Annotated in this window: 18 protein-coding genes and 1 tRNA gene; 7 read left to right on the top strand and 12 right to left on the bottom strand. The window is 57.4% G+C overall.

The window, feature by feature from the left end:
• Positions 1–6 precede the first annotated feature (6 nt).
• The gene (locus ACR0IY_RS03130) at positions 7–2058 is read left to right on the top strand and encodes a ComEC/Rec2 family competence protein (protein ID WP_480670387.1); all 2052 of its coding nucleotides are present in this window, start codon (positions 7–9) and stop codon (positions 2056–2058) included.
• On the opposite strand, the gene lexA is transcribed toward ACR0IY_RS03130, so the two are convergent.
• The 6 genes from lexA to ACR0IY_RS03100 form a co-directional block, all read right to left on the bottom strand.
• On the bottom strand, positions 2052–2750 hold the full coding sequence (lexA, locus tag ACR0IY_RS03125) for a transcriptional repressor LexA (RefSeq protein WP_170348829.1): 699 nt from the start codon (positions 2748–2750) through the stop codon (positions 2052–2054). The two genes, ACR0IY_RS03130 and lexA, sit on opposite strands and share 7 nt — an antisense overlap.
• A 78-nt stretch (positions 2751–2828) precedes the next feature.
• Positions 2829–4001 carry a molybdopterin molybdotransferase MoeA gene (locus ACR0IY_RS03120; protein ID WP_480670386.1) on the bottom strand — a complete coding sequence of 391 codons (1173 nt, stop codon included), beginning with the start codon at positions 3999–4001 and terminating at the stop codon, positions 2829–2831.
• Positions 3998–4471: a cyclic pyranopterin monophosphate synthase MoaC gene (gene moaC, locus ACR0IY_RS03115; RefSeq protein ID WP_480670385.1), complete on the bottom strand. Its 474-nt coding sequence runs from the start codon at positions 4469–4471 to the stop codon at positions 3998–4000. Before moaC ends, ACR0IY_RS03120 begins: the two co-directional genes overlap by 4 nt.
• Positions 4471–5283: an indole-3-glycerol phosphate synthase TrpC gene (trpC, locus tag ACR0IY_RS03110; protein WP_480670384.1), complete on the bottom strand. Its 813-nt coding sequence runs from the start codon at positions 5281–5283 to the stop codon at positions 4471–4473. Before trpC ends, moaC begins: the two co-directional genes overlap by 1 nt.
• The gene (gene trpD, locus ACR0IY_RS03105) at positions 5280–6299 is read right to left on the bottom strand and encodes an anthranilate phosphoribosyltransferase (RefSeq protein WP_480670383.1); all 1020 of its coding nucleotides are present in this window, start codon (positions 6297–6299) and stop codon (positions 5280–5282) included. Before trpD ends, trpC begins: the two co-directional genes overlap by 4 nt.
• Complete coding sequence (locus ACR0IY_RS03100) at positions 6296–6877, bottom strand: anthranilate synthase component II (protein ID WP_480670382.1); 582 nt, start codon at positions 6875–6877, stop codon at positions 6296–6298. Before ACR0IY_RS03100 ends, trpD begins: the two co-directional genes overlap by 4 nt.
• Positions 6878–7071: 194 nt before the next feature.
• On the opposite strand from ACR0IY_RS03100, the gene ACR0IY_RS03095 reads away from it, so the two are divergent.
• Positions 7072–8493 carry a divergent polysaccharide deacetylase family protein gene (locus ACR0IY_RS03095; protein ID WP_480670381.1) on the top strand — a complete coding sequence of 474 codons (1422 nt, stop codon included), beginning with the start codon at positions 7072–7074 and terminating at the stop codon, positions 8491–8493.
• Between the two features lie 46 nt (positions 8494–8539).
• Here ACR0IY_RS03095 and trpE read toward each other — a convergent pair whose 3' ends face one another.
• The 5 genes from trpE to fabI form a co-directional block, all read right to left on the bottom strand.
• Entirely contained in the window at positions 8540–10051 is a 1512-nt protein-coding gene (gene trpE / locus ACR0IY_RS03090) for an anthranilate synthase component I (RefSeq protein WP_480670380.1), read from the bottom strand.
• A 12-nt stretch (positions 10052–10063) separates the two neighbouring features.
• Positions 10064–11905, bottom strand: a complete 1842-nt coding sequence (locus ACR0IY_RS03085; RefSeq protein ID WP_480670379.1) for a SurA N-terminal domain-containing protein — start codon at positions 11903–11905, stop codon at positions 10064–10066.
• 79 nt (positions 11906–11984) lie between these two features.
• A complete protein-coding gene (locus tag ACR0IY_RS03080; RefSeq protein ID WP_480670378.1) occupies positions 11985–13160 on the bottom strand; it encodes an aminotransferase in 1176 nt (391 codons plus the stop codon).
• A 30-nt stretch (positions 13161–13190) separates the two neighbouring features.
• Positions 13191–13700, bottom strand: coding sequence for a xanthine phosphoribosyltransferase (gene gpt / locus ACR0IY_RS03075; protein ID WP_480670377.1), 510 nt, complete (start codon positions 13698–13700; stop codon positions 13191–13193).
• A gap of 3 nt (positions 13701–13703) precedes the next feature.
• The gene (gene fabI / locus ACR0IY_RS03070; protein WP_480671116.1) at positions 13704–14510 is read right to left on the bottom strand and encodes an enoyl-ACP reductase FabI; all 807 of its coding nucleotides are present in this window, start codon (positions 14508–14510) and stop codon (positions 13704–13706) included.
• A 135-nt stretch (positions 14511–14645) separates the two neighbouring features.
• Here fabI and pdxH point away from each other — a divergent pair, with 135 nt between their 5' ends.
• The 4 genes from pdxH (at position 14646) to ACR0IY_RS03050 (ending at position 16495) form a co-directional block, all read left to right on the top strand.
• Complete coding sequence (gene pdxH / locus ACR0IY_RS03065; RefSeq protein ID WP_480670376.1) at positions 14646–15251, top strand: pyridoxamine 5'-phosphate oxidase; 606 nt, start codon at positions 14646–14648, stop codon at positions 15249–15251.
• A gap of 142 nt (positions 15252–15393) precedes the next feature.
• Complete coding sequence (locus tag ACR0IY_RS03060; RefSeq protein WP_480671114.1) at positions 15394–15900, top strand: cold-shock protein; 507 nt, start codon at positions 15394–15396, stop codon at positions 15898–15900.
• A 64-nt stretch (positions 15901–15964) separates the two neighbouring features.
• Positions 15965–16375 carry a DUF192 domain-containing protein gene (locus tag ACR0IY_RS03055; protein WP_480670375.1) on the top strand — a complete coding sequence of 137 codons (411 nt, stop codon included), beginning with the start codon at positions 15965–15967 and terminating at the stop codon, positions 16373–16375.
• 43 nt (positions 16376–16418) lie between these two features.
• Positions 16419–16495: transfer RNA gene (locus tag ACR0IY_RS03050), tRNA-Pro, on the top strand.
• A 9-nt stretch (positions 16496–16504) separates the two neighbouring features.
• On the opposite strand, the gene ACR0IY_RS03045 is transcribed toward ACR0IY_RS03050, so the two are convergent.
• Positions 16505–16957 carry a hypothetical protein gene (locus tag ACR0IY_RS03045; RefSeq protein WP_480670374.1) on the bottom strand — a complete coding sequence of 151 codons (453 nt, stop codon included), beginning with the start codon at positions 16955–16957 and terminating at the stop codon, positions 16505–16507.
• A gap of 513 nt (positions 16958–17470) precedes the next feature.
• On the opposite strand from ACR0IY_RS03045, the gene ACR0IY_RS03040 reads away from it, so the two are divergent.
• Positions 17471–21091, top strand: coding sequence for a vitamin B12-dependent ribonucleotide reductase (locus tag ACR0IY_RS03040; RefSeq protein ID WP_480670373.1), 3621 nt, complete (start codon positions 17471–17473; stop codon positions 21089–21091).
• Positions 21092–21326 lie beyond the last annotated feature (235 nt).

Here is a 21326-nt window from a genome sequence, read left to right as displayed (position 1 = left end):
GCAACCATGCGTGTTCTGGCACGGGTTGAGGCCGCACTGCTGAATCAGACCGGGTATTTGTTTCAGTGGTCACCGGTCTGTCTGGCGATAGGCATCGGCCTGTATTTCAGCCTTCGGTTTGAACCGGCCTGGCAGGTTTATCCGGGTCTGTTGGTTTTGATCGCTATGCTGAGCTGGATTGGCTTTCGGGGGCAATCCGGCTGGGCTTGTTTGGTGTTGGGGGCCGCACTGATCGCAACCGGTTTTGTCTTGGCTGGCGCGCGGGCCCACTCGGTTGCAGAACCGGTCTTGTCATGGCGGTATTACGGCCCGGTTGAGGGGCGGGTCGTTGCCATGGATCGCTCTGCATCGGACGCGTTGCGGGTAACGCTGGACCGGGTGCGTTTAGGGGATGTGCCTGCAGACCGCCGCCCGCGACGCGTCCGGCTTTCTCTGCATGGGGGAGCAGTGTCTCTGGCACCCGGACAGAGGATCATGACAACGGGCCACCTGTCACCGCCGCAAGGCCCGGTCGAGCCCGGTGGCTTCGATTTCCGTCGGCACGCCTGGTTTCAGCGCCTCGGCGCAGTTGGATACACCCGCGTTCCGGTCCTGACAATTGCGTCGCCTGACGACGATATTCAGGGCATTCGGATAACCGCCTGGCGCTTGGCGATATCAGAGCGAGTGCGCGCGATCCTGCCCGGTGAGATTGGCGGTTTTGCAGCGGCGGTCACAACCGGAGATCGCAGCGGCATGGGACAGGAAACCCTGACATCCCTTCGGATATCCAACCTTGCCCATCTTTTAGCGATCTCAGGACTGCACATGGGACTGCTGACGGGATTTGTTTTTTTGGTCAGCAGGTTGGCTCTGTCCGCCATTCCTGCAGTCGCGTTGCGACTGCCGGTGCGAAAGTTGGCAGCGCTTTGTGCACTTGCTGTCGCTGTCATCTACCTGCTGCTGTCAGGGGGCAACGTGGCAACTGAGCGGGCGTTCGTTATGGCCAGCGTCATGCTTGTTGCCATCCTGGTCGATCGCCGCGCGATTTCCCTGCGGGTCGTGGCGGTTGCTGCTTTGATTGTGCTGACTTTGCGGCCCGAATCCCTGTTGAGCCCCGGTTTTCAGATGTCGTTTGCCGCTACAACGGCGCTTGTGGCGGTATTTGGGGCTTTGAGGGGCTATGGGCAAATTCAGGGGCCGAAATGGCTGAAACCAGTCTTTGGTCTACTGTTGTCGTCAGCCATCGCGGGGCTTGCGACGGCTCCAATCGGCGCGGCGCATTTCAACACGATGTCTCACTATGGGTTGCTGGCCAATATGCTCTCGGTTCCAGTGATGGGAACAATCGTGGTTCCGGCGGCATTTATTGCAGCTCTGCTGTCTCTCTTTGGGTTGGAGGTCTTGGCCCTGACCGTCATGGGCTGGGGGTTGGAATGGATACTGACGGTTTCAGCCTGGATCTCAGGTCTGGAAGGGGCCCAGGGGTATGTCGTTAGTCCCCCGCACTATGTGCTTCCGGTCTTTGCATTGGGCGCCCTGTGGATTGGTTTTTGGCGCGGTCCGTTGCGATGGGTGGGTTTTGTACCCGTGACGGTGGCCTTTTTGTCATGGGGGCAGGGAGGCCGACCCGACGTCTTGGTGGCGGATTCGGGGGGGCTTGTGGGCGTTATGACCGAAAGCGGGCGAGCGCTTAGCAAGGAAAAGGGAAGTGGGTTCATTGCTACCGTATGGCTGGAGAATGACGGGGATGGCGTGAACCAGACAAAGGCGGCCAGTCGTTGGCCTCAGAATTCGGGAATGATCCGTCGATATGACTGGAAGGGAACGGAACTGGTTCACATCACCGGAAAACGCGCAGCACAGGAATTTGACGAATGCGGTGACAACCAGATCGTTGTCTCGGCAGTACCACTAAACCTGATCGGAAAGTGCGGTGTCTTCGATCCCGAGCGACTGAGCAGGACCGGCAGTCTGGCGTTTTCTGCCGGTAGAATAACAACAAGCCGAGAGGTGCTCGGTCACAGATTATGGTCCCCGGATGTATCCGCGGACCGTAAGTTCAAACTGGATCAGTAGCTGCGGATTAACCCAACCAGCCGCCCTTGAACCTTGACCTTGTCTTCGGGAAGAACGCGGGTTTCGTAAGCGGGGTTAGCAGCCTCAAGTGCGATGGCATTTCCGCGACGGAAAAAGCGTTTCAACGTGGCCTCTTGATCTTCGACGAGCGCTACAACGATGTCTCCGTTATCGGCCACTCTGGTTTCACGGATAACCACGACGTCGCCGTCATTTATGCCAGCGTCAATCATCGAATCTCCGCGCACTTCCAGAGCGTAATGTTCACCTTTGCCCGAGACCATGCTGCCAGGCACCGCGACGCGATGCGACACATGGCTGATCGCTTCTATCGGTACACCAGCCGCGATGCGGCCCATTACTGGCAGTTCCAAGGCATCCACAGTGACCGGTTCGAAATTTGCCGGGCGAGGACCTTCGGGCCTGTCACCCTCAATGACGCGCGGTTTGAATGCCGCGGTCGGTTCACCACCCAAACTCTCTGGCAGTTTGACAATTTCAATTGCGCGGGCGCGGTGGGCTAGGCGGCGGATAAAGCCGCGCTCTTCCAAAGCGGTGATTAGGCGGTGGATGCCGGATTTCGACCGCAAATCCAGTGCGGCCTTCATTTCGTCGAAACTGGGCGGAACACCGTCCGCCTGAACGCGTTTGTGGATGAATTCCAACAAATCCAACTGCTTCTTGGTCAGCATTGCTCGCACCTCGTCGGTCATGCGTTTTCTTTTGTTCTACGCATGTTCACGTTTTGTGTCAACGGATTTGAATGCTGGCTATATCGGAAGATAAAGAACTTTGTCCCCAGCGGGTCGCGCAGGGTCATGCGGTTCGCGCACCAGAAGAGCATTGGCCTGCGCCAGAACGCTGAGCAGTGAGCTATCCTGATCGGAGCAGGCGCGAATACCGGTATCGTCAACAACGGCTCGCATGTAATGTTCGCGTGGGCCGTTTTCACCAATTGGCTCGATCAGAAGGGCGCGCCGAAACGGGTTTAAAACCTGTTCGACGCCCAGCATGCGCCGCACCATTGGGACCAGAAAGAGATAACCGCAAACCATTGCGCTGACAGGATTTCCGGGTAATCCAACCATCGCGGACTTACCCAAACGCCCGGCCATCAGAGGCTTGCCGGGGCGCATGCGGATTTTGTAGAATGACCGCTCCATTCCCAATCCTTCAGAGACGTCAGCGACCAGATCGTATTCTCCAACTGAAGCGCCACCGATTGTGACGACGAGATCAGCGCCGTCTGCAAGTCTGAAGGCAGTTTCCAACGAAGCGACCGTATCGCGTGCAATTGGCAGGATTCGAACGTCGGCCCCGGCGTTTTCCAGCAGTGCTTTTAGACCGAATGTGTTGGATGCGATGATCTGATCAGGGCCCGGAGTTTCCCCCGGCATGACCAGCTCGTCACCCGTCGAGATCAACGCGACAACAGGCCTGCGCGTCACGGGTGCTGCCGGGATGTTCATCGCTGCCATCAGTGCGACGTCTTCCGGGCGCAATGTACGCGGGGCGGTAATCGTGGTGCCTGCGGTAAAGTCGATACCCGCAGGGCGGATATTGGTTTTAGGTCCCGGTTCGTCAGTGATCGTAATCAGATCCCCTCGGCGGTCAGTATCCTCCTGAATAACGACGAAATCTGAATCTTCCGGCACCGGGGCGCCGGTAAATATGCGCACGGCCTGACCTGGCCCGACGGCCCCCTCGAAACGGTGGCCGGCCGCCGATTCACCTACCACCTTGAACATGGCGTGAAGCTCGACCTCGGTCGATTTCACCGCGTAGCCATCCATGGAAGATGCCGCGAACGGAGGCTGGTCGCGCGTGGCGCTTACATCCTGAGATAGGGTGCGGCCCGCGGCTTCGCCAAGCGGTACCGTTTCGGTCTCGAGCGGAGAAACGAGATCAAACAGCAGTGCCCGAGCGTCTTCGACCGTAATCATTTAGCTTCGTAACGCCCTGATTTACCGCCATCTTTCAGTAAAACCCGTACTCCCCCGATTTCCATGGCCTTATCTACCGCCTTGGTCATGTCATAGACTGTTAACGCGGCGGTTGAGGCCGCAGTCAGTGCTTCCATCTCGACGCCGGTTTGACCAGAGGTCTTCACGGTGGCCTCGATCTGAACACCAGGCAGATCAGGGTCCAGCGTCAAATCAACTGAAACCTTGGTTACTGGAAGGGGGTGACAGAGCGGGATCAGATCGGGTGTTTTCTTGGCCCCCATGATGCCGGCCAGTCGCGCCACGCCGAGAACATCACCTTTCTTGGCGCGCCCTTCTGAAATTAAATCAAAAGTTTCCTGCGCCATCTTGATGTGAGCAGCGGCTACAGCAACACGATCAGTGACGGCTTTATCCGAGACATCGACCATATGGGCCTGACCCTGGGCGTCGAAATGGGTCAGCGGCATCACATCACTCCGGGGATCAACGGGTTTGCCAACAGGTGACGGGTCGCGGATGCAACATCATCCTGACGCATCAGGCTTTCACCGATCAGGAAGCAACGCGCGCCATAACGGGCGATATCTCCTAGATCCTCAGGCGTACTCAGGCCGCTTTCACAGACAATGGTCCGGTCAGCGGGGACAAGCTTCGACAGGCGGCGCGTAGTATCAAGCGTGGTTTCGAACGTCTTGAGATTACGGTTATTAATTCCGATCAAAGAGCTTTTTAGCTGCGTAGCACGCTCCAGCTCATCCTCGTCGTGAACCTCAATCAGGACATCCATGCCCCAGTCAAAGGCCGTCTGCTCCAACTCTGCCGCCTGACTGTCTTCGACCGAAGCCATAATGATCAGGATGCAATCGGCACCAAGGGCGCGGGCCTCGACCACTTGATAGGGGTCATACATGAAGTCCTTGCGCAAGGCGGGCAGCGACGTCGCTGCCCGTGCCTCGGTCAAAAACTCCTTGGCGCCCTGAAAGCTGGGCGTGTCGGTCAGAACGGATAGACAAGTCGCGCCGCCGTCTTCATAGGCTTTGGCCAGAACCGGAGGATCGAAATCCGGGCGGATCAGGCCCTTGGACGGGCTGGCTTTCTTGACCTCAGCAATCAGGCCATAGCCCTTGCGTGCAGCTTTCTGGAGCGACTCAGCGAAGCCACGGGTCTCGGAGGCCATCCGCGCTTCATTTTCCAGTGTTTCCAAAGACTTTCGCCCCTTATCTGAGGCAATTTCTTCCAGTTTGTAGGCTTTGATCTTGTCCAGTACCGTCTCTGTCATGCGGCCTCCTGAGTCATTCGGGCCAATGCGGCGATTTTGTCTTTGGCTTGTCCGCTATCGATGCTTTCGGCGGCTTTGGCTACACCATCCCGCAGATCGTTTGCGGCATCGGCAACCACCAGAGCGGCGGCAGAGTTCAGCAATACAGCATCACGGTAGGCCGAGGGCTCTCCGTTCAGCAAAGCACGGAAGGCGACGGCGTTTTCCTCTGGAGTGCCACCAATAATGTCTTCAAAGGGGTGCACCGGCAGGCCAGCATCTTCGGGATGGAGTTCAACTTCTTTGACCGTGCCGTCCTCAAGTGCGGCAACCCAGCTGATACCGGTGATGGTCAGCTCGTCAGTGCCATCCGATCCATGAACCAACCACGCCCGGTCCGCCCCCAGCAAGCCCAGCGTTTCAGCCATGGGTCTGATCAGATCGCGGCTGAAAGCTCCGGTCAACTGGCGTTTGACCCCGGCGGGGTTGGTCAGGGGGCCAAGGATGTTGAAAATTGTGCGTGTCCCAAGCTCTTGCCGGGATGGCATGACATGGGCGATGGCCGGATGGTGCATCGGCGCCATCATAAAGCCGATACCAACCTCTTTCAGTGCGTTTTCAACGGTTTCTGGGCCAACCATCACGTTGATACCCAGCTGTCCCAAAGCATCGGCAGCGCCGGACTTTGAGCTGAGGTTGCGATTGCCGTGTTTGGCGACGGTAACCCCAGCGCCCGCGACGACAAATGCCGTAGCGGTCGAGATATTAAGCGTACCTTTGCCGTCGCCGCCCGTGCCGACAATATCCATCGCACCGGCAGGCGCGTTTACCGCGTTACACTTCGCGCGCATTACGGCGGCCGCGGCAGCGTATTCCTCGACCGTTTCACCGCGTGTGCGCATGGCCATCAACAGGCCGCCGATCTGGCTAGGCGTGGCTTCACCGTCGAACAGAATTCCGAATGCCTGTTCGGCCTCGGCGCGAGTCAAGGGCCGGTCGGCTGCGGCTCCGATCAGCGGTTTCAGAGCGTCGCTCATGCAGGTTCTTTCATCTCGGACAGAAAATTCTTGAGTAGGGCGTGACCGTGTTCCGAAGCAATGGATTCGGGGTGAAACTGGACACCGTGAATGGGCAACTCCTTGTGTTGAAGGCCCATTATGGTGCCGTCTTCCAGCTCGGCTGTGATTTCAAGACAGTCGGGCAGGGTGGCGCGATCAACCACTAGCGAATGATAACGCGTTGCTTCAAACGGCGATGGCAGCCCGGCAAAGACGCCTTTACCCGTATGGTGCATCGTTCCCATCTTGCCATGTACGATCTCGTGGCAGCGAATGACGTCACCCCCAAAAGCCTGCCCAATAGTCTGATGACCAAGACAGACCCCCATCAGCGGAGTTTTCGTTTCTGCCGCAGCTTCGGTCAGGGCCAGACAGATACCGGCCTGATCGGGGTCACAGGGGCCGGGGCTCAGCAGAATACCGGCCGGGTTCATGGCCATGGCTTCCTGAACATCTAAGGCATCATTCCGCCGAATGACCATCTCGGCGCCAAGTTCGCCTAAATAATGGACCAGATTGTAGGTAAACGAGTCGTAGTTGTCGATCAGCAGCAGCATTGGGGCACTTGTCTCGGCTTGGGCATTTCGGGCTGGCGATGCAGCCCCGAGCCACGGTATAATGTCGGAACATACATGCTCAGGCTTGCGCGGCAGCGTCAAGGGGACATCCCGTTATTGGCGTTGCGGTAAGTGAATGCCGCACCAGACGGCGGACAGGCGATCGAAGCAGGACTAGGACGAGAGGCAACATTATGGGCGGATTTGTCGGCGGAATAATCGTGGGCACGGTCGTTGTGCTTGTACTGGGGGCCGTGTTGTCATTGACTGCGCCTCTGGCTGGCAAGCCAGAGGTGGCGGATTCGGCACCAGAGCCAGCCGTTGTGGAAGCTCCCGAACCCGTTGCGGAAGTGGACGAAGTCGGTAAAGACGCTGATTTGGTTGAATTGGCGCCAAGTTCGCCCGATCCCGTTGGTGATCCGACGGACACGTTGTCCGAATTGTTGGATGTCGAAATTGAACCAGATTCGGAACCTCAGATAAACGAGACATCGGTGCAGTTGGATGCGCCTAAGGCTATCGAGTCTGCCAAGGTCAATGTGTCGTCAGAGGCACCGATTGCTCCTCAGGCACCGCCGTTGGTGCAAAGTTCACCGGGTGCGGAAACTTTGCCGGACGTTTCACTAGAGTTGCCGAAAGCTAAGCCTGACACTGTACAAGAGGCCGATCCTAACGCCGAGTCGGAGGTCGCGCGGGTGGAACCGCAGCCCGAACTTGATTTCGCGTCACCTGAGGCCGAGAGCAACCACTTCGAAGACAGCCCTATTGCCGTCGAAGGGGATGAGGATGCCGCACCACGTGTTCTGCCCCGAATCGCATCTGTGCCTCAGATCGGAGGGGCTGAAGACACCTCATCCAATACCACGGTCGGTACACGTGTCGTTCCGCTGACCGATCGAGACGATGATACGGTTGCGACCAGTGACGACCCGGTCAAAATGAGCAAACCGATTGAGGCCTATGCGGCCGTGTTTGAAAATCCCGAAGCCAAACCGCTGATGTCGATCATTCTGATTGACGACGAAGGTGCCTACGGGGCCGAAGCCTTGCGCGAATTTCCGTATCCTCTGACTTTTGCCGTCAGCCCGTCCGACCCTGAAGCGGTGGAAAAGATGGCCCGTCATCGGGAGGCTGGGTTCGAAGTGCTTGCGCTGGCTGATCTACCCAAGGCCGCAAGCGCCCAGGATGCAGAAGTCTCGCTGGCCGTATGGCTGGATACTCTACCGGAAACGGTTGGTATTCTCGAAGGTGTAGACTCGGGGATTCAGGGCAACCGCAAGCTGGCTGATCAGGTCGCCGCAATTGCCGCAGGGACTGGCCGGGGCCTGATTACGCAGGACAATGGACTGAATACGGTGCAGAAACTGGCAGCACGAAATGGCATTCCGTCGGGTGTGATCTTCCGCGATATCGACGGAGCCCGCCAGGACCCGAAAATCATGCGTCGATTCCTTGATCAAGCGGCGTTCCGCGCGGGGCAGGAAGGTACCGTTGTGATGCTGGGCCGTCTGCGCCCTGATACGATCTCAGCCCTGTTGCTATGGGGGCTTGAAGATCGTGGTGGCCGTGTGGCCATGGCACCGATTTCGGCGGTGATGATGAAAGAGGTTCAGTAAGGTCTGAACAATTTCACGGCTGCTCGTCTAAAGCAGCCGGTTCATTTTAACTGTTGCCTGTGCCCGTGAAACGCGCCGCATCTGCAGCCGCCCGCCGGATGGCGTTCGATTTGTGGACGGTCTCCATATATTCTGCCTCGGGGTCACTGTCATAAACGACACCGCCGCCAGCCTGAATATATAGCTTGTGATCCTTCACGATGGCGGTCCGCAGGGCGATACACATGTCCATATCACCGCCCGCGCTAAAGTACCCTACACCGCCGCCATAGACGCCGCGTTTTTCGGGCTCCAACTCGTCAATGATCTCCATCGCACGCACTTTAGGGGCGCCTGAAACGGTGCCTGCAGGCATCCCGGCAAAAAACGCATCAAGGGCGTCTTTGTCTTCGGCCAGTTCGCCCACCACGTTCGACACGATATGCATCACGTGGCTGTAGCGTTCGATGATGAACTCTTCGGTCGGGCGCACTGTGCCGATTTTCGACACGCGACCAGTATCGTTGCGGCCAAGGTCCAAAAGCATCAGATGTTCGGCTAGCTCTTTCTTGTCAGCAAGCAAATCGACCTCGTTGGCCTTATCTTCCTCGGGCGTCGCGCCACGCGGGCGGGTTCCTGCGATAGGGCGAATTGTGACCTCATCGCCAAACACACGGACCAAAATTTCCGGGCTGGCTCCAACAACCTGAAAGCCACCGAAGTTGAAATAGAACATGAAGGGCGACGGATTGGTGCGCCGCAACGAGCGATAAAGTGCAAACGGTGGCAGCGGAAAATCCTGCGTCCAGCGCTGTGCCGGGACGACCTGAAAGATATCGCCTGCGCGGATGTATTCCTTGGCCTTTTCGACCGCCTTCATATAGCCCGACTTGGTGAAGTTCGACACCGGCGGCGCGACCTCGGACGCGTCGCCCAGATCACGGGTTTCAGCCGGCATGGCGCGTTCCAGATCACGCACGGCGTCCATCACGCGCTCGGCAGCTTGCGCATAGGCGGCTTTGGCCGATTGCCCCTCGGCAACCCAGGCAGGGGACACAACGGTAACCTCGCCCTTCACACCATCCAGAACCGCAATAACCGACGGGCGCAACATGATTGCATCGGGCAGGCCCAGAGGATCAGGGTTCACATCCGGCAAGTATTCCACCAGCCGTACCATGTCATAGCCCAGATAGCCGAACAAACCTGCCGCTGCCTGAGGCAGATCTTCGGGTAATGCGATACGGCTTTCTGCCAACAGTTCCCGCAGATTATCCATGGGATTTCCGTCCTGCGGTGAAAATGCCTCGGTATCGAAACGGGCTGAACGGTTCAGCTCGGACGTCTCTCCCCGGCAGCGCCAGATCAGGTCCGGCTTCATTCCGATGATTGAATACCGTCCGCGCACTTCACCTCCGGTCACGGATTCAAGCATGAACGCGTCTTTCTGCGCGCCCGTCAGCTTGAGCATCAGGGAAACGGGTGTATCCAGATCTGCCGCAAGACGTGTGTAAACGACCTGATTTTCGCCGGCCTCATAGGCGCGCGCGAAACTGTCAAACTCGGGGGTCAGGGCCATTTTCGGTCTCTTTTAATAGCTAGACTGCACGGCATTCAGCGCGCGCTGATCTATGACAGGGCGCGCACGGGTCTGCGCGTCGCGGACATAGGCGTCAAAAATGTTCTGGGCCAGTGCCTGATTCAACTGCGCCTCCAGCGCGGTTTGCGCCTGACGCAATTCATCGGTTTCCGCAGGCGGCAGCAACTCGTCGAGCCGTATGATAAAGGCGGCACCTTCTCCGGGTACGACGCGCAGATCACCGGGCTCCATTTCGAAGACCTGTACCATGAAATCGGCCGGCACATCGTCCAGAAATGCAGTTCGGGTCAGGGCATTTTCCACACGGAAGGGCAAGCCCGTGGCAGTGAAATCGCCATCCGTTTCCAGTTGCCCCAATACAACGTTGGCTTGTTCTTGCAGCGCCTTGTTGGTTTCGGCCTGCGTCCACGCTGCGGCTACAAGCTCACGTGCGGTCTCTAGCGGCTCCGGGCGGCGGGGCAGTACGTTGTCCAAGCGCAAAGCAAAGATCGAACCATCCTCAAGGAACGCAACCTCGGGGAAATCGCCTTCGTTCACCGCTTCGGCAACGGCGCGAAAACCGTCATAGGCTGCGACTCCGTCTTCGCTTTGACGGGTCCAGTCGATCTCGCCAACTTCCATCTCGGTCTCGGCAGCCAACTCTTCCAGAGTCGCACCCCCAGCCAGAAGATCATTGATGTCTTCGGACTGCGCTTCAATCTGACGTCGGGCGCGGTCGGCTGCAAGCTCTTCCCGCAAGGTGGGGGCAGCCTCTTCGAATGGGGTGTTATTTTCCGCCAGTGAACCGTTGATGCGGAACAGAGCAGGCCCAAACGTCGAGGGCAGCGGGCCAACCACGGTGTCAAGATCGGCCGCAAAGACGGCATCTGCAGCCTCGCCCAGGTCTTCGCGGGTTACGTCGCCCAGATCGATGTCGCTGAGTTCCAGTTCGCGATCGCGGACCAGTTGCTCAAACGAAGTGCCGCCGACCTCAAGCTGGGCCATTGCACTTTGGGCGTCTTCTTCACTGGGATAGGTCAGGCGCTCAACCAACCGGCGCTCGGGTTGCTGGAACTCGGACGCGCGCTGATCGTAAAGGCGGCGCACCGAATCCTCATCGACTTCGACACTGTCCAGCAGCATTTCAGGCGACAGGATCGCATAGGTCAGCTGCTTGGTGCGGGGCAGGGTGAAAAGATCTGTGTTCTCATCATAGAACGTCTGAACCTGCTCGTCTGACGGGGCGGCTATCGGTGCGGGCAGGGCTTCCGGCCCAACCGTCGCTACGGTAAAGCTGCGACGTGCGCCAACATAGTCGGTCAGAACCTGCGTCAGGGTGGCGGGCATCTCAACCCCGCTGACCAATGCATTCTGTACAATCGTGCGCGCGGTTTCCTTGCGCAGATCCGATTCGAACTCGGTATCTGTCATCCCGACCTGTTCTAGCTGGAACTGATAGGCCGCGCGGTCGAAGGTACCATCGACACCTTGAAACGCCGGAATAGCGACGATTTCCTTTTGCAGGTTTTCGTCCCCGATAGAAATCCCCAGCTCTCCGACTTCGTTGTCCAGTGCGGCCAAGGCCGTAAGGCGGGACAGAGCCAGCTGGTCTAGTCCGAACTCTTGGGCCTGCGACATTTGCAAAGGCTGGCCTATTTGCTGTTCGACAGCGCGGATTTCGCGTTGTAGCTCGCGCACATATTCGTTGATCGAGATGTCTTCGTTTCCGACCTGCGCGACGGTCCGAACAGTGCCGGTTAGACTGGTAGCGCCAAAGCCTGCAAGGCCCAGCATCAATAGCCCCATGAGAATCCAGACAAAGGTCTTCGATAGGTTTTTCATGCCTGCGGCCATGGTGCCCTCTTGTTCTTTGGCAATTAACTGCCCTGTCAGTTGCGGCCCTGAATACGACGCGCACCGCCGGGGGGCAAGCTTAGAAGGACAAGGTGCTGAGCCGTTCGAACAATTGCGCGATTCCGGCGCGGTCAAGATTGGCGAAGGCAATCCTAACCTGACGTTTTCCAGCCGGATCGCCGTCAGGCACAAACATCGTACCCGGAAGCAGCAGGATACCGGCGTCAGGCACAAGACGGCGTGCAAGTTCGTCCGATGGGATATCGAAGGGGTGCTCGAAATAGGCGAAATATGCCCCCAGTCCCAGCAAGCGCCAACCTTTGGTGGCGAGAGAGGGCAGGTGTTCTTCAATTGCCGCGCGCCGGTCGAGAATTTCATCTCGCTCGCCGGCCACCCACTGCGAAAGGTTTTGCATGCCCCAGAGGGCGGCGAACTGGCCAATCCGCCCCGGACAGATCGCCACCGTGTCCAGAAATTTCTCCACTTCGGCCAACAGATCGGCGCCGGTTGCAATCGCACCAACCCGGTGGCCGGTCAGTCGATACGCTTTCGAGAAGGAATAGAGGTGAACCAGTGTGTTTTCCCAATCCGGCTGACTGAACAGGTCATGCGGTGGGCCACTGCGGCTGTCGAAATCGCGGTAAGTCTCATCCACCAAAAGGCGAATACCCATTTTGCGCGTCAGATCGTAGAACGCGTGGACGAGTGCTGCCGGATATTCCACGCCTCCCGGGTTGTTCGGCGTCACCAGTGCGATGGCGCGTGTTTTGTGGGTGATCAGGGCGCGGGCGGCCTTGGGGTCGGGTAGCAGATCGTCTCCGGTGGGTAGGTCAACTGCACGAACACCGGCCATGTCGAGCCACATTTTGTGGTTGAAATACCATGGGGTTGGCAGGATGACCTCATCCCCTTCATCAGTGATCGCCGAGATCACTGAGGCAAACGCCTGATTGCAGCCCGACGTGATCGCGACCTGATCCGGTGTCACGTCGGCGGCATAGTGCTGGCTAATCTGAGCGGCCAATTCTGTGCGCAGATCAGAATTACCCAGAACCGGCCCATATAAATGTGCATCGTCATTGGTCACCGCAAAATCGGCCATCGCCTGACGCAGCGCCAAGGGCGGAGGATCGACCGGTGCCGCTTGGCTGACATTGATCAGGGGGCGGTCGTCGGAAAAGACCACGCCGTCCAGCCAGCGCCGCGCTTCCATCACCGGAGGGGCGAATGTGGCATTGGTGCGTGTCCGGTTCATGCGGGGTCTTAGTCCTGTTCGTGAGGGCGTTTAGTCGGTGCCGCGATAAGGCTCGACATATTGCAGGGCCATATCCCAAGGGAAAAATATCCAGGTGTCTTGGCTGACTTCAGTGATGAACGTATCGACCATCGGACGGCCCTTGGGCTTGGCATAGACAGTCGCAAAATGCGCTTTGGGGTACATCTCGCGCACCAGTTCCAGGGTTTTGCCGCTATCGACAAGATCGTCGATGATCAGAACGCCCTCACCATCGCCCATCAGGTTAGCGTCCGGGGCCTTCAGCACCTCAGCTTCGCCCTGCGCCTGATGATGGTAGGACCGGACGCTGATCGTATCGACGGTACGAATGTCCAACTCGCGGCTGACGATCATGGCAGGGGCCATGCCGCCGCGCGTGATCGCAACTACAGCACGCCACGCGCCATCGTTCGGGCCTTGCCCGTCCAGCCGCCAGGCCAGAGCGCGGGAATCACGGTGAATCTGATCCCAGCTGATATGAAAGCCTTTTTCGTGGGGCAGGCGGTCCTTGGCGCTCATGGTTTAACCCTTTTCAACGTCGGGGGCATCAACAGCCTTCATGCCGACGATGTGATATCCCGAATCGACGTGCAGATTTTCACCGGTCACTCCGCTGCTGAGATCGGACAGCAGGTACAGTGCGGAATTGCCCACGTCGTCGATTGTCACATTGCGGCGTAAGGGGGAGTTATACTCGTTCCACTTCATAATATAGCGGAAATCGCCAATGCCGCTGGCCGCCAGTGTTTTGATCGGTCCCGCGGAAATTGAGTTCACGCGGATGCCGTCCTTGCCCAGGTCTTCGGCCAGATATTTGACCGACGCCTCCAACGCGGCCTTGGCCACGCCCATGACATTATAATGCGGCATCACCTGCTCGGCGCCGTAGTAGGTCAGGGTCACTGCGCTGCCGCCTTCACTCATCATCTTCTCCGCACGCTGCATGACGGCGGTAAAGGAATAGACTGACACGTCCATGGTCAGCTTAAAGTTCGCACGGCTGGTGTCGACATAACGGCCGCGCAGTTCGTTCTTGTCAGAAAAGCCGATCGCGTGAACGACGAAATCCAGCTTGCCCCATTTCTCTTCGAGCGAAGTGAACAGGGCATCAATCGACGCCTCGTCGCTTACGTCGCAGGGCAGGACGATTTCACTGCCGAGTTGTGCAGCCAGCGGGTCCACCCGCTTTTTCAGCGCATCGCCCTGGTAGGAAAAAGCCAGTTCGGCCCCGGCATCGGATAACGCGCGGGCAATTCCCCATGCGATTGATTTATCATTGGCCAGTCCCATGATGAGGCCGCGTTTTCCGGCCATCAACTGATTTGACATGTTCGGTTCTCCGCCTGTCTTCGCGTCATGTTGAGTTGGTTTATGCCATTGGGTGCGCTGCATCAAGGCCGCGAACTCTTGCCCGTGGCGGGTTCTCGCCCTAGGGTGGTTAATAAATGTTTCCGGGGGATGGAAATGACCGAGCGTGGCGGCATATTCGCTGGCACCGATCCGTTTGAAATAGCGGGCCGGTGGCTGGACGAGGCTAAAGACAGTGAGCCAAATGATCCGAACGCGATTGCGCTGGCAACCGTGGATTCGGATGGTTTGCCCAACGTGCGGATGGTGCTTCTGAAAGAGATCGAAGCAAACGCGTTCGTCTTTTACACCAACTACGAAAGTGCCAAGGCAATTGAACTCGACAGTGCCGGGAAAGCGGCGTTTGTAATGCATTGGAAATCATTGCGGCGTCAGATCAGAGTTCGTGGTATAGTCACTCGGGAAAATGGGCCGCAAGCCGATGAATATTATGCGTCTCGTTCGCTGAAAAGCCGTCTGGGGGCGTGGGCTTCAAAACAATCGCACCCCCTCAGCAGCAGATCTGCACTTATGGCAGAGGTTGCAAAAGTGACGGCGAAGATGGGACCGAACCCTTCGCGGCCGCCGTTTTGGGGCGGGTACAGATTGGAACCGGTCGAGATCGAGTTTTGGGCCGATGGAGCGTTCCGGCTGCACGACAGGTTTCAGTGGCGGCGGGATCAATTGGGCTCCGCATGGCAAGTGCAGAGGTTGAATCCATGACGTTCGCGTATCGTGAAATGCAACAGTCAGAAAACAAAGGGTTTTTTCAGCTTGAATTTGCGCGTCATTCCCATACACATCGAACCCTTAACGTGCAGTTAAATTTCACGATGGGAAAACCGTGCCTGAAGATATGAACAATATGTACCGCGTCCGTGGACACGTTAAATGGTTCGACCCCGCAAAGGGGTACGGATTCGTGGTGTCGGACGAAGGTGGCCCGGATATTCTGTTGCATGTGAACGTGTTGCGTAATTTTGGTCAGAGTTCGGTTGCCGACGGTGCCGGAATCGAGATCATGACGCACCGCACTGATCGAGGCGTTCAAGCGGTCGAGGTCGTCAGTATCGACCCGCCCGAGCGGACCGACTCGATGATGCTGGCGGACTTTGCCGAACTTGATCCTGTTGCGATCGCCGCGTCTCCGCTGGAGGCAGCTCGGGTGAAATGGTTCGACAAAGGCAAGGGATTTGGCTTTGCGAATGTCTTCGGTCGCGGCGAGGACGTCTTCCTTCATATCGAAGTTCTGCGCCGGTCCGGTTTGGCGGATTTACAACCCGGCGAGGCGCTTGCGATGCGTGTTATCGATGGTAAGCGCGGGCGCATGGCAGCTCAGGTACTAGCCTGGGAAGCTGCGTTGGACGACTGATACCTCGATGATGAGGTATTTTTCGGTTCTTGCGAGTATCTTGTTGCTCTGGACCGGAGAGGCCATGGCAGCATGCCGCGATGACCGTGTGGCATTAAAGAACGACAAATCTCAGATCGGTTTTGATATTGAACTGGCGGTGACGCCGTCTGAACGCGCGCGCGGTTTGATGTTCAGAGAATCATTGCCGCAGCGATCCGGAATGCTGTTCATCTTTGATCCGCCGCAGCCTGTGGCTTTCTGGATGAAAAACACACTGATTCCCCTCGACATCATATTTCTGGATAGAACCGGTACCGTAGTTCACGTTCACAGCAATGCGGTGCCCGGTGATTTGACCCCGATAGAGGGTGGCGAATCCGTGTTTGCAGTGCTGGAAGTCAATGCCGGGCTGGCCGAGCGCTATCTGATCACGCCGGGAACGCAGATGCGACACAAAGTTTTTTCGCAAGGTCCTGCAATTTGGCCCTGTTAGGGCTTTTCAAATCAGATCGGCATCGTTAGGAAGGCGCACGGTCCGGGGCGTGGCGCAGTCTGGTAGCGCACCTGTTTTGGGTACAGGGGGTCGTAGGTTCGAATCCTGCCGCCCCGACCACTTCTTTCCTTAGATGGATGAACCACCCAATGACTGGAACAGCGCGCTGAGCGCCTGATCCAGCATTTTGCTTTCCACAGGAACTTTGACCACGGAACCGTTCTTTTGCGGTACATTGAAATATAGTTCGGCATCCACTCGATACCCAGATGTGTTTTTCGTTGAAGTCATCCGCATAACACTTTTTGGAAGGTCCTGGGGGAACCCGTCGTAGTTCAGAATCAGATAGGCGGTTGTCTCTGGTGGTAGTAACTCGGAACATTCAAAAACCCGATTCCCGATTTTTTCAAATTGCTCTCCCGGCCCGTCACATTCGGTCTCAAAGGTGTTGAACAGTCGTTCCGGGTAGTTATCGAACTGTGCGCTGCGCGTTGGAGGGGGCACATCTTGTGGTGTGCAGGCCACGATTAACGCCAGTAGAGGAAGAAAGCGTAACAACAACATCAGTCCAATATCCTTCAAATGTATGCGCCGTGAGTGAATTTTTCGGCCAGAGTGTCAAAACGCCCAGGTGCTGATTCTTCTCCAGTCCATCCATCATAATCCGGGTTTACCAAATGCCGGTAACTATGCCGGGAAAAACAGTTAATCGTTTTGAGTTCGTTGCAGTCCCATCGATATGGGTGGTGGATGAACCTGTGGAGGAATCGGAAATAGCCTATCCGCGTGACCGAAGAACTCATCGGTCAACACAAAAGATTTCAAAAATGACTGAAAAATGCCGTTGACGATCTATGTGTGAATACGTCAAGTTGTATGGGCCGAAAGGGGTGCCACAAAATCTGGTAGTAAAGCCAGAGTAGGGCACAGGGCGAGGGTCGGAAAGCACAATTTATTACGTGCAACCGTTTAAGCGGTTTCACGCTGTTAAGAGCAGCGTCCGGTCATTTGCGCCCAGATTTCTGGCACAGCTGACGGTCTACGGACATGGACCTGACGCAAATGGACAAGTTGATTGAATCTAGGGCGGCGGACATGAAGATTGACAGGAAATTTACCAAACCGGGGCAGGACGCTTACGCAGAATTGGACTTTGTCTCTGCGATCTCCGAAATCAGGAACCCGGATGGTACTATCGTTTTTCGTCTGGATGACATCGAAGTCCCCGCAAGCTGGAGCCAGGTCGCAAGCGATGTGATCGCGCAGAAATATTTTCGCAAGGCCGGTGTTCCCAGCAAGTTAAAAAAAGTCAAAGAGAAGGATGTCCCCGAATTCCTGTGGCGTTCTGTTCCAGCCGAAGGCGCTGAATTTGATGGTGAGACCTCGTCCAAGCAGGTGTTTGACCGCTTGGCTGGGGCCTGGGCTTACTGGGGTTGGAAGGGCGGTTATTTCTCATCCGAGGAAGATGCGCGCGCCTATTTCGACGAGATGCGCTATATGCTGGCAACCCAGCGTGCGGCGCCGAACTCGCCTCAGTGGTTCAACACCGGTCTGCATTGGGCCTATGGAATCGATGGCCCGGCGCAGGGGCACCACTATGTCGATTATCGAACCGGCAAGCTGACCAAGTCGAAATCCGCCTACGAACATCCGCAGCCGCATGCCTGCTTCATCCAATCCGTCGATGATGATCTGGTGAACGAAGGCGGGATCATGGATCTGTGGGTGCGCGAGGCGCGCCTGTTCAAATACGGCTCGGGCACTGGGACCAACTTCAGCCATCTGCGTGCAGAGGGTGAAGCGCTGTCGGGTGGCGGCAAGTCCTCGGGTCTTATGGGCTTTCTCAAGATCGGCGACCGCGCCGCTGGCGCGATCAAATCAGGCGGCACAACCCGTCGAGCAGCAAAGATGGTAATCGTCGATGCAGATCACCCCGACATCGAGCAATTCATCGAATGGAAGGTGATCGAAGAGCAGAAGGTGGCCTCGATCGTTGCCGGATCGAAGATGCACGAAAAGATGCTGAACGGCATTTTCGAGGCCATCCGCAGCTGGGACGGCGCGCAAGACGACGCGTATGATCCCAACAAGAACGACAGCCTGAAGACAGCGGTTCGCGAAGCCAAAAAGGTCGCGATCCCGGAGACTTACATTAAACGTGTGCTGGATTACGCCAGGCAGGGTCACGACAGCATCGAATTCCCGACCTACGACACAGACTGGGATTCGGAAGCGTATAGCTCGGTCTCGGGCCAAAACTCGAACAACTCGATCCGTGTGACCAACGCGTTCCTGACCGCTGTTGAGAAAGACGCCGATTGGGAGCTGATCAATCGCACCGATGGCAAGGTCGCCAAGACCGTCAAGGCGCGCGATCTTTGGGAGAAGGTCGGCCACGCAGCATGGGCCTGTGCTGATCCCGGTATCCAGTTCCATGACACGGTCAACGAGTGGCATACATGCCCTGAAGATGGCGAGATTCGCGGTTCGAACCCGTGCTCGGAATACATGTTCCTCGATGATACGGCCTGCAACCTGGCGTCAATGAACCTGCTGACTTTTCTAAAGGATGGTGAGTTCCAGGCAGCAGACTACATGCATGCCTCGCGTCTGTGGACCCTGACGCTGGAAATCTCGGTGACGATGGCGCAGTTCCCGTCGAAGGAAATCGCGCAACTGTCGTACGACTTCCGCACGTTGGGTCTGGGCTATGCGAACATCGGCGGCCTGCTGATGAACATGGGCTACAGCTACGACTCGGACGAAGGTCGAGCCATCTGTGGCGCGCTGACCGCGATCATGACAGGCGTGGCCTATGCGACTTCGGCCGAAATTGCTGGTGAGCTGGAACCGTTTAAGGGGTACGAGCGGAACGCGGATCACATGCTGCGCGTCATTCGCAACCATCGCCGTGCGTCGCAGGGCGTGACCGAGGGCTATGAAAAACTGGCGGTCAAACCAGTGCCCTTGGATCACGGCAACTGCCCGGACAAGCGTTTGGTCGATCTGGCCATGTCCGCGTGGGATGAGGCGCTGAGCCTTGGTGAAAAGAACGGCTACCGCAACGCGCAGGCAACCGTGATCGCGCCGACCGGCACCATCGGACTGGTGATGGATTGCGACACGACTGGGATCGAACCGGATTTTGCACTGGTAAAGTTCAAGAAACTGGCCGGTGGCGGCTACTTTAAGATCATCAACCGCTCGGTGCCCTCGGCGCTGGAAAAGCTGGGCTATTCTTCGTCTCAGATCGAAGAGATCGTGGGCTACGCGGTCGGTCACGGTACCATTGGCAACGCGCCTGGTATTAACCATACTTCGCTGACCGGTCACGGTTTTGGCCCGAACGAACTGGCCAAGGTGGACGCCGCGCTGGAAAGCGCCTTCGACATCCGGTTCGTCTTCAACCAGTGGACACTGGGCGAGGATTTCTGCACCGGTGTTCTGGGCATCCCGGCGACCAAGCTGAATGATCCGACCTTCGACCTGCTGCGCCATCTGGGCTTTACCAAAGCGGATATCGAGGCGGCCAACGACCACGTCTGCGGAACTATGACGCTGGAAGGGGCTCCGCACCTGAAGGAAGAGCATTACGCGATCTTCGACTGCGCCAATCCGTGCGGCAAGAAAGGCAAGCGTTTCCTTGGGGTTGATAGCCACATCACTATGATGGCGGCAGCGCAAAGTTTTATCTCTGGCGCGATCTCGAAGACGATCAACATGCCGAATGACGCGACCATCGAGGATTGCCAAAAGGCTTATGAACTCAGCTGGTCGCTGGGGGTCAAGGCCAACGCTTTGTACCGCGACGGCTCGAAGCTGTCACAACCGCTGGCCGCGGCGCTGGTCGAGGATGATGACGAAGCGGCAGAAGTGCTGGAAAGCGGATCGACGCAGGAAAAAGCCGTCGTTCTGGCCGAGAAGGTGATCGAGAAGGTTGTGGTCAAGGAGATGATCCGCAGCCATCGCGAGAAACTGCCGCATCGCCGCAAGGGTTACACCCAAAAGGCAATCGTGGGCGGCCACAAGGTATATCTGCGGACCGGTGAGTTTGAAGACGGCAAGCTGGGCGAGATCTTCATCGACATGCACAAGGAAGGCGCTGGCTTTCGGGCGATGATGAACAACTTTGCCATCGCCGTGTCGGTCGGCCTGCAATATGGTGTACCGCTTGAGGAATTCGTGGATGCCTTCACCTTCACCAAGTTCGAACCGGCTGGGATGGTACAGGGCAACGACTCGATCAAGAACGCAACGTCGATCCTGGACTATATCTTCCGCGAACTGGCCGTGTCCTACCTGGACCGCACCGATCTGGCCCATGTGAAACCCGAAGGCGCAACCTTCGACGATCTGGGCCGCGGTGAGGAAGATGGCCTGTCGAATGTCTCGGAAATCAGTGACACTGCGGCGACCAAGTCATTGGAAGTGCTGAAACAAATCAGCTCGACCGGTTATCTGCGCAAACGTCTGCCACAAGACCTGATGGTGTTTAACGGCGGTCAGGGCGAAGTGAACGGGATGTCTGAAACCGCAGCCTCATTTGAAGCTCCGGTTGCAGAAACAGCAGTCGCAACCGGCATGGATGCAAGGACCAAAGCCAAGATGCAGGGGTACGAAGGTGATCCCTGTGGAGAATGCGGAAACTACACGCTGGTGCGCAACGGCACCTGCATGAAATGCAACACCTGCGGCGCGACCAGCGGGTGTAGCTAAGGCAAACGCCCCGCCAGGCGGGGTGTAGGGACCTGAATTTCCCCCCGGATATTCGGTCCCGACGAATACGGAGCAAGGCCTGAGACTTACCACAAGGTGTCTTGCTCCACTCGACCGACATGCCCGTGTCGGTTCGGGAACAGGGTGGGGCGGAATATTTGCTCTTTCCCACTCTTTCACGGGGCGGGTGCGCTCGTCCCATGCGCAGTCCAGGCCGCAGGCAAAAAAACACCGG

The sequence above is a fragment of the Ruegeria sp. BC1 genome, from assembly GCF_056539305.1.
The sequence above is the reverse complement of the archived record's forward strand: the minus strand, read 5'-3'. Positions and strand labels throughout refer to the sequence as shown.

Coding starts and splice junctions, on each gene's coding strand:
- pdxH (WP_480670376.1), top strand. CDS start 14,646: ATGACCGAGCGTGGCGGCATATTCGCTGGCACCGATCCGTTTGAAATA.
- ACR0IY_RS03040 (WP_480670373.1), top strand. CDS start 17,471: ATGAAGATTGACAGGAAATTTACCAAACCGGGGCAGGACGCTTACGCA.
- ACR0IY_RS03060 (WP_480671114.1), top strand. CDS start 15,394: ATGTACCGCGTCCGTGGACACGTTAAATGGTTCGACCCCGCAAAGGGG.
- trpE (WP_480670380.1), bottom strand. CDS start 10,051: ATGGCCCTGACCCCCGAGTTTGACAGTTTCGCGCGCGCCTATGAGGCC.
- trpC (WP_480670384.1), bottom strand. CDS start 5,283: ATGACAGAGACGGTACTGGACAAGATCAAAGCCTACAAACTGGAAGAA.
- moaC (WP_480670385.1), bottom strand. CDS start 4,471: ATGCCGCTGACCCATTTCGACGCCCAGGGTCAGGCCCATATGGTCGAT.
- trpD (WP_480670383.1), bottom strand. CDS start 6,299: ATGAGCGACGCTCTGAAACCGCTGATCGGAGCCGCAGCCGACCGGCCC.
- ACR0IY_RS03120 (WP_480670386.1), bottom strand. CDS start 4,001: ATGATTACGGTCGAAGACGCTCGGGCACTGCTGTTTGATCTCGTTTCT.
- ACR0IY_RS03080 (WP_480670378.1), bottom strand. CDS start 13,160: ATGAACCGGACACGCACCAATGCCACATTCGCCCCTCCGGTGATGGAA.
- lexA (WP_170348829.1), bottom strand. CDS start 2,750: ATGCTGACCAAGAAGCAGTTGGATTTGTTGGAATTCATCCACAAACGC.
- ACR0IY_RS03095 (WP_480670381.1), top strand. CDS start 7,072: ATGGGCGGATTTGTCGGCGGAATAATCGTGGGCACGGTCGTTGTGCTT.
- ACR0IY_RS03100 (WP_480670382.1), bottom strand. CDS start 6,877: ATGCTGCTGCTGATCGACAACTACGACTCGTTTACCTACAATCTGGTC.
- ACR0IY_RS03055 (WP_480670375.1), top strand. CDS start 15,965: ATGGCAGCATGCCGCGATGACCGTGTGGCATTAAAGAACGACAAATCT.
- gpt (WP_480670377.1), bottom strand. CDS start 13,700: ATGAGCGCCAAGGACCGCCTGCCCCACGAAAAAGGCTTTCATATCAGC.
- ACR0IY_RS03085 (WP_480670379.1), bottom strand. CDS start 11,905: ATGGCCGCAGGCATGAAAAACCTATCGAAGACCTTTGTCTGGATTCTC.
- fabI (WP_480671116.1), bottom strand. CDS start 14,510: ATGTCAAATCAGTTGATGGCCGGAAAACGCGGCCTCATCATGGGACTG.
- ACR0IY_RS03130 (WP_480670387.1), top strand. CDS start 7: ATGCGTGTTCTGGCACGGGTTGAGGCCGCACTGCTGAATCAGACCGGG.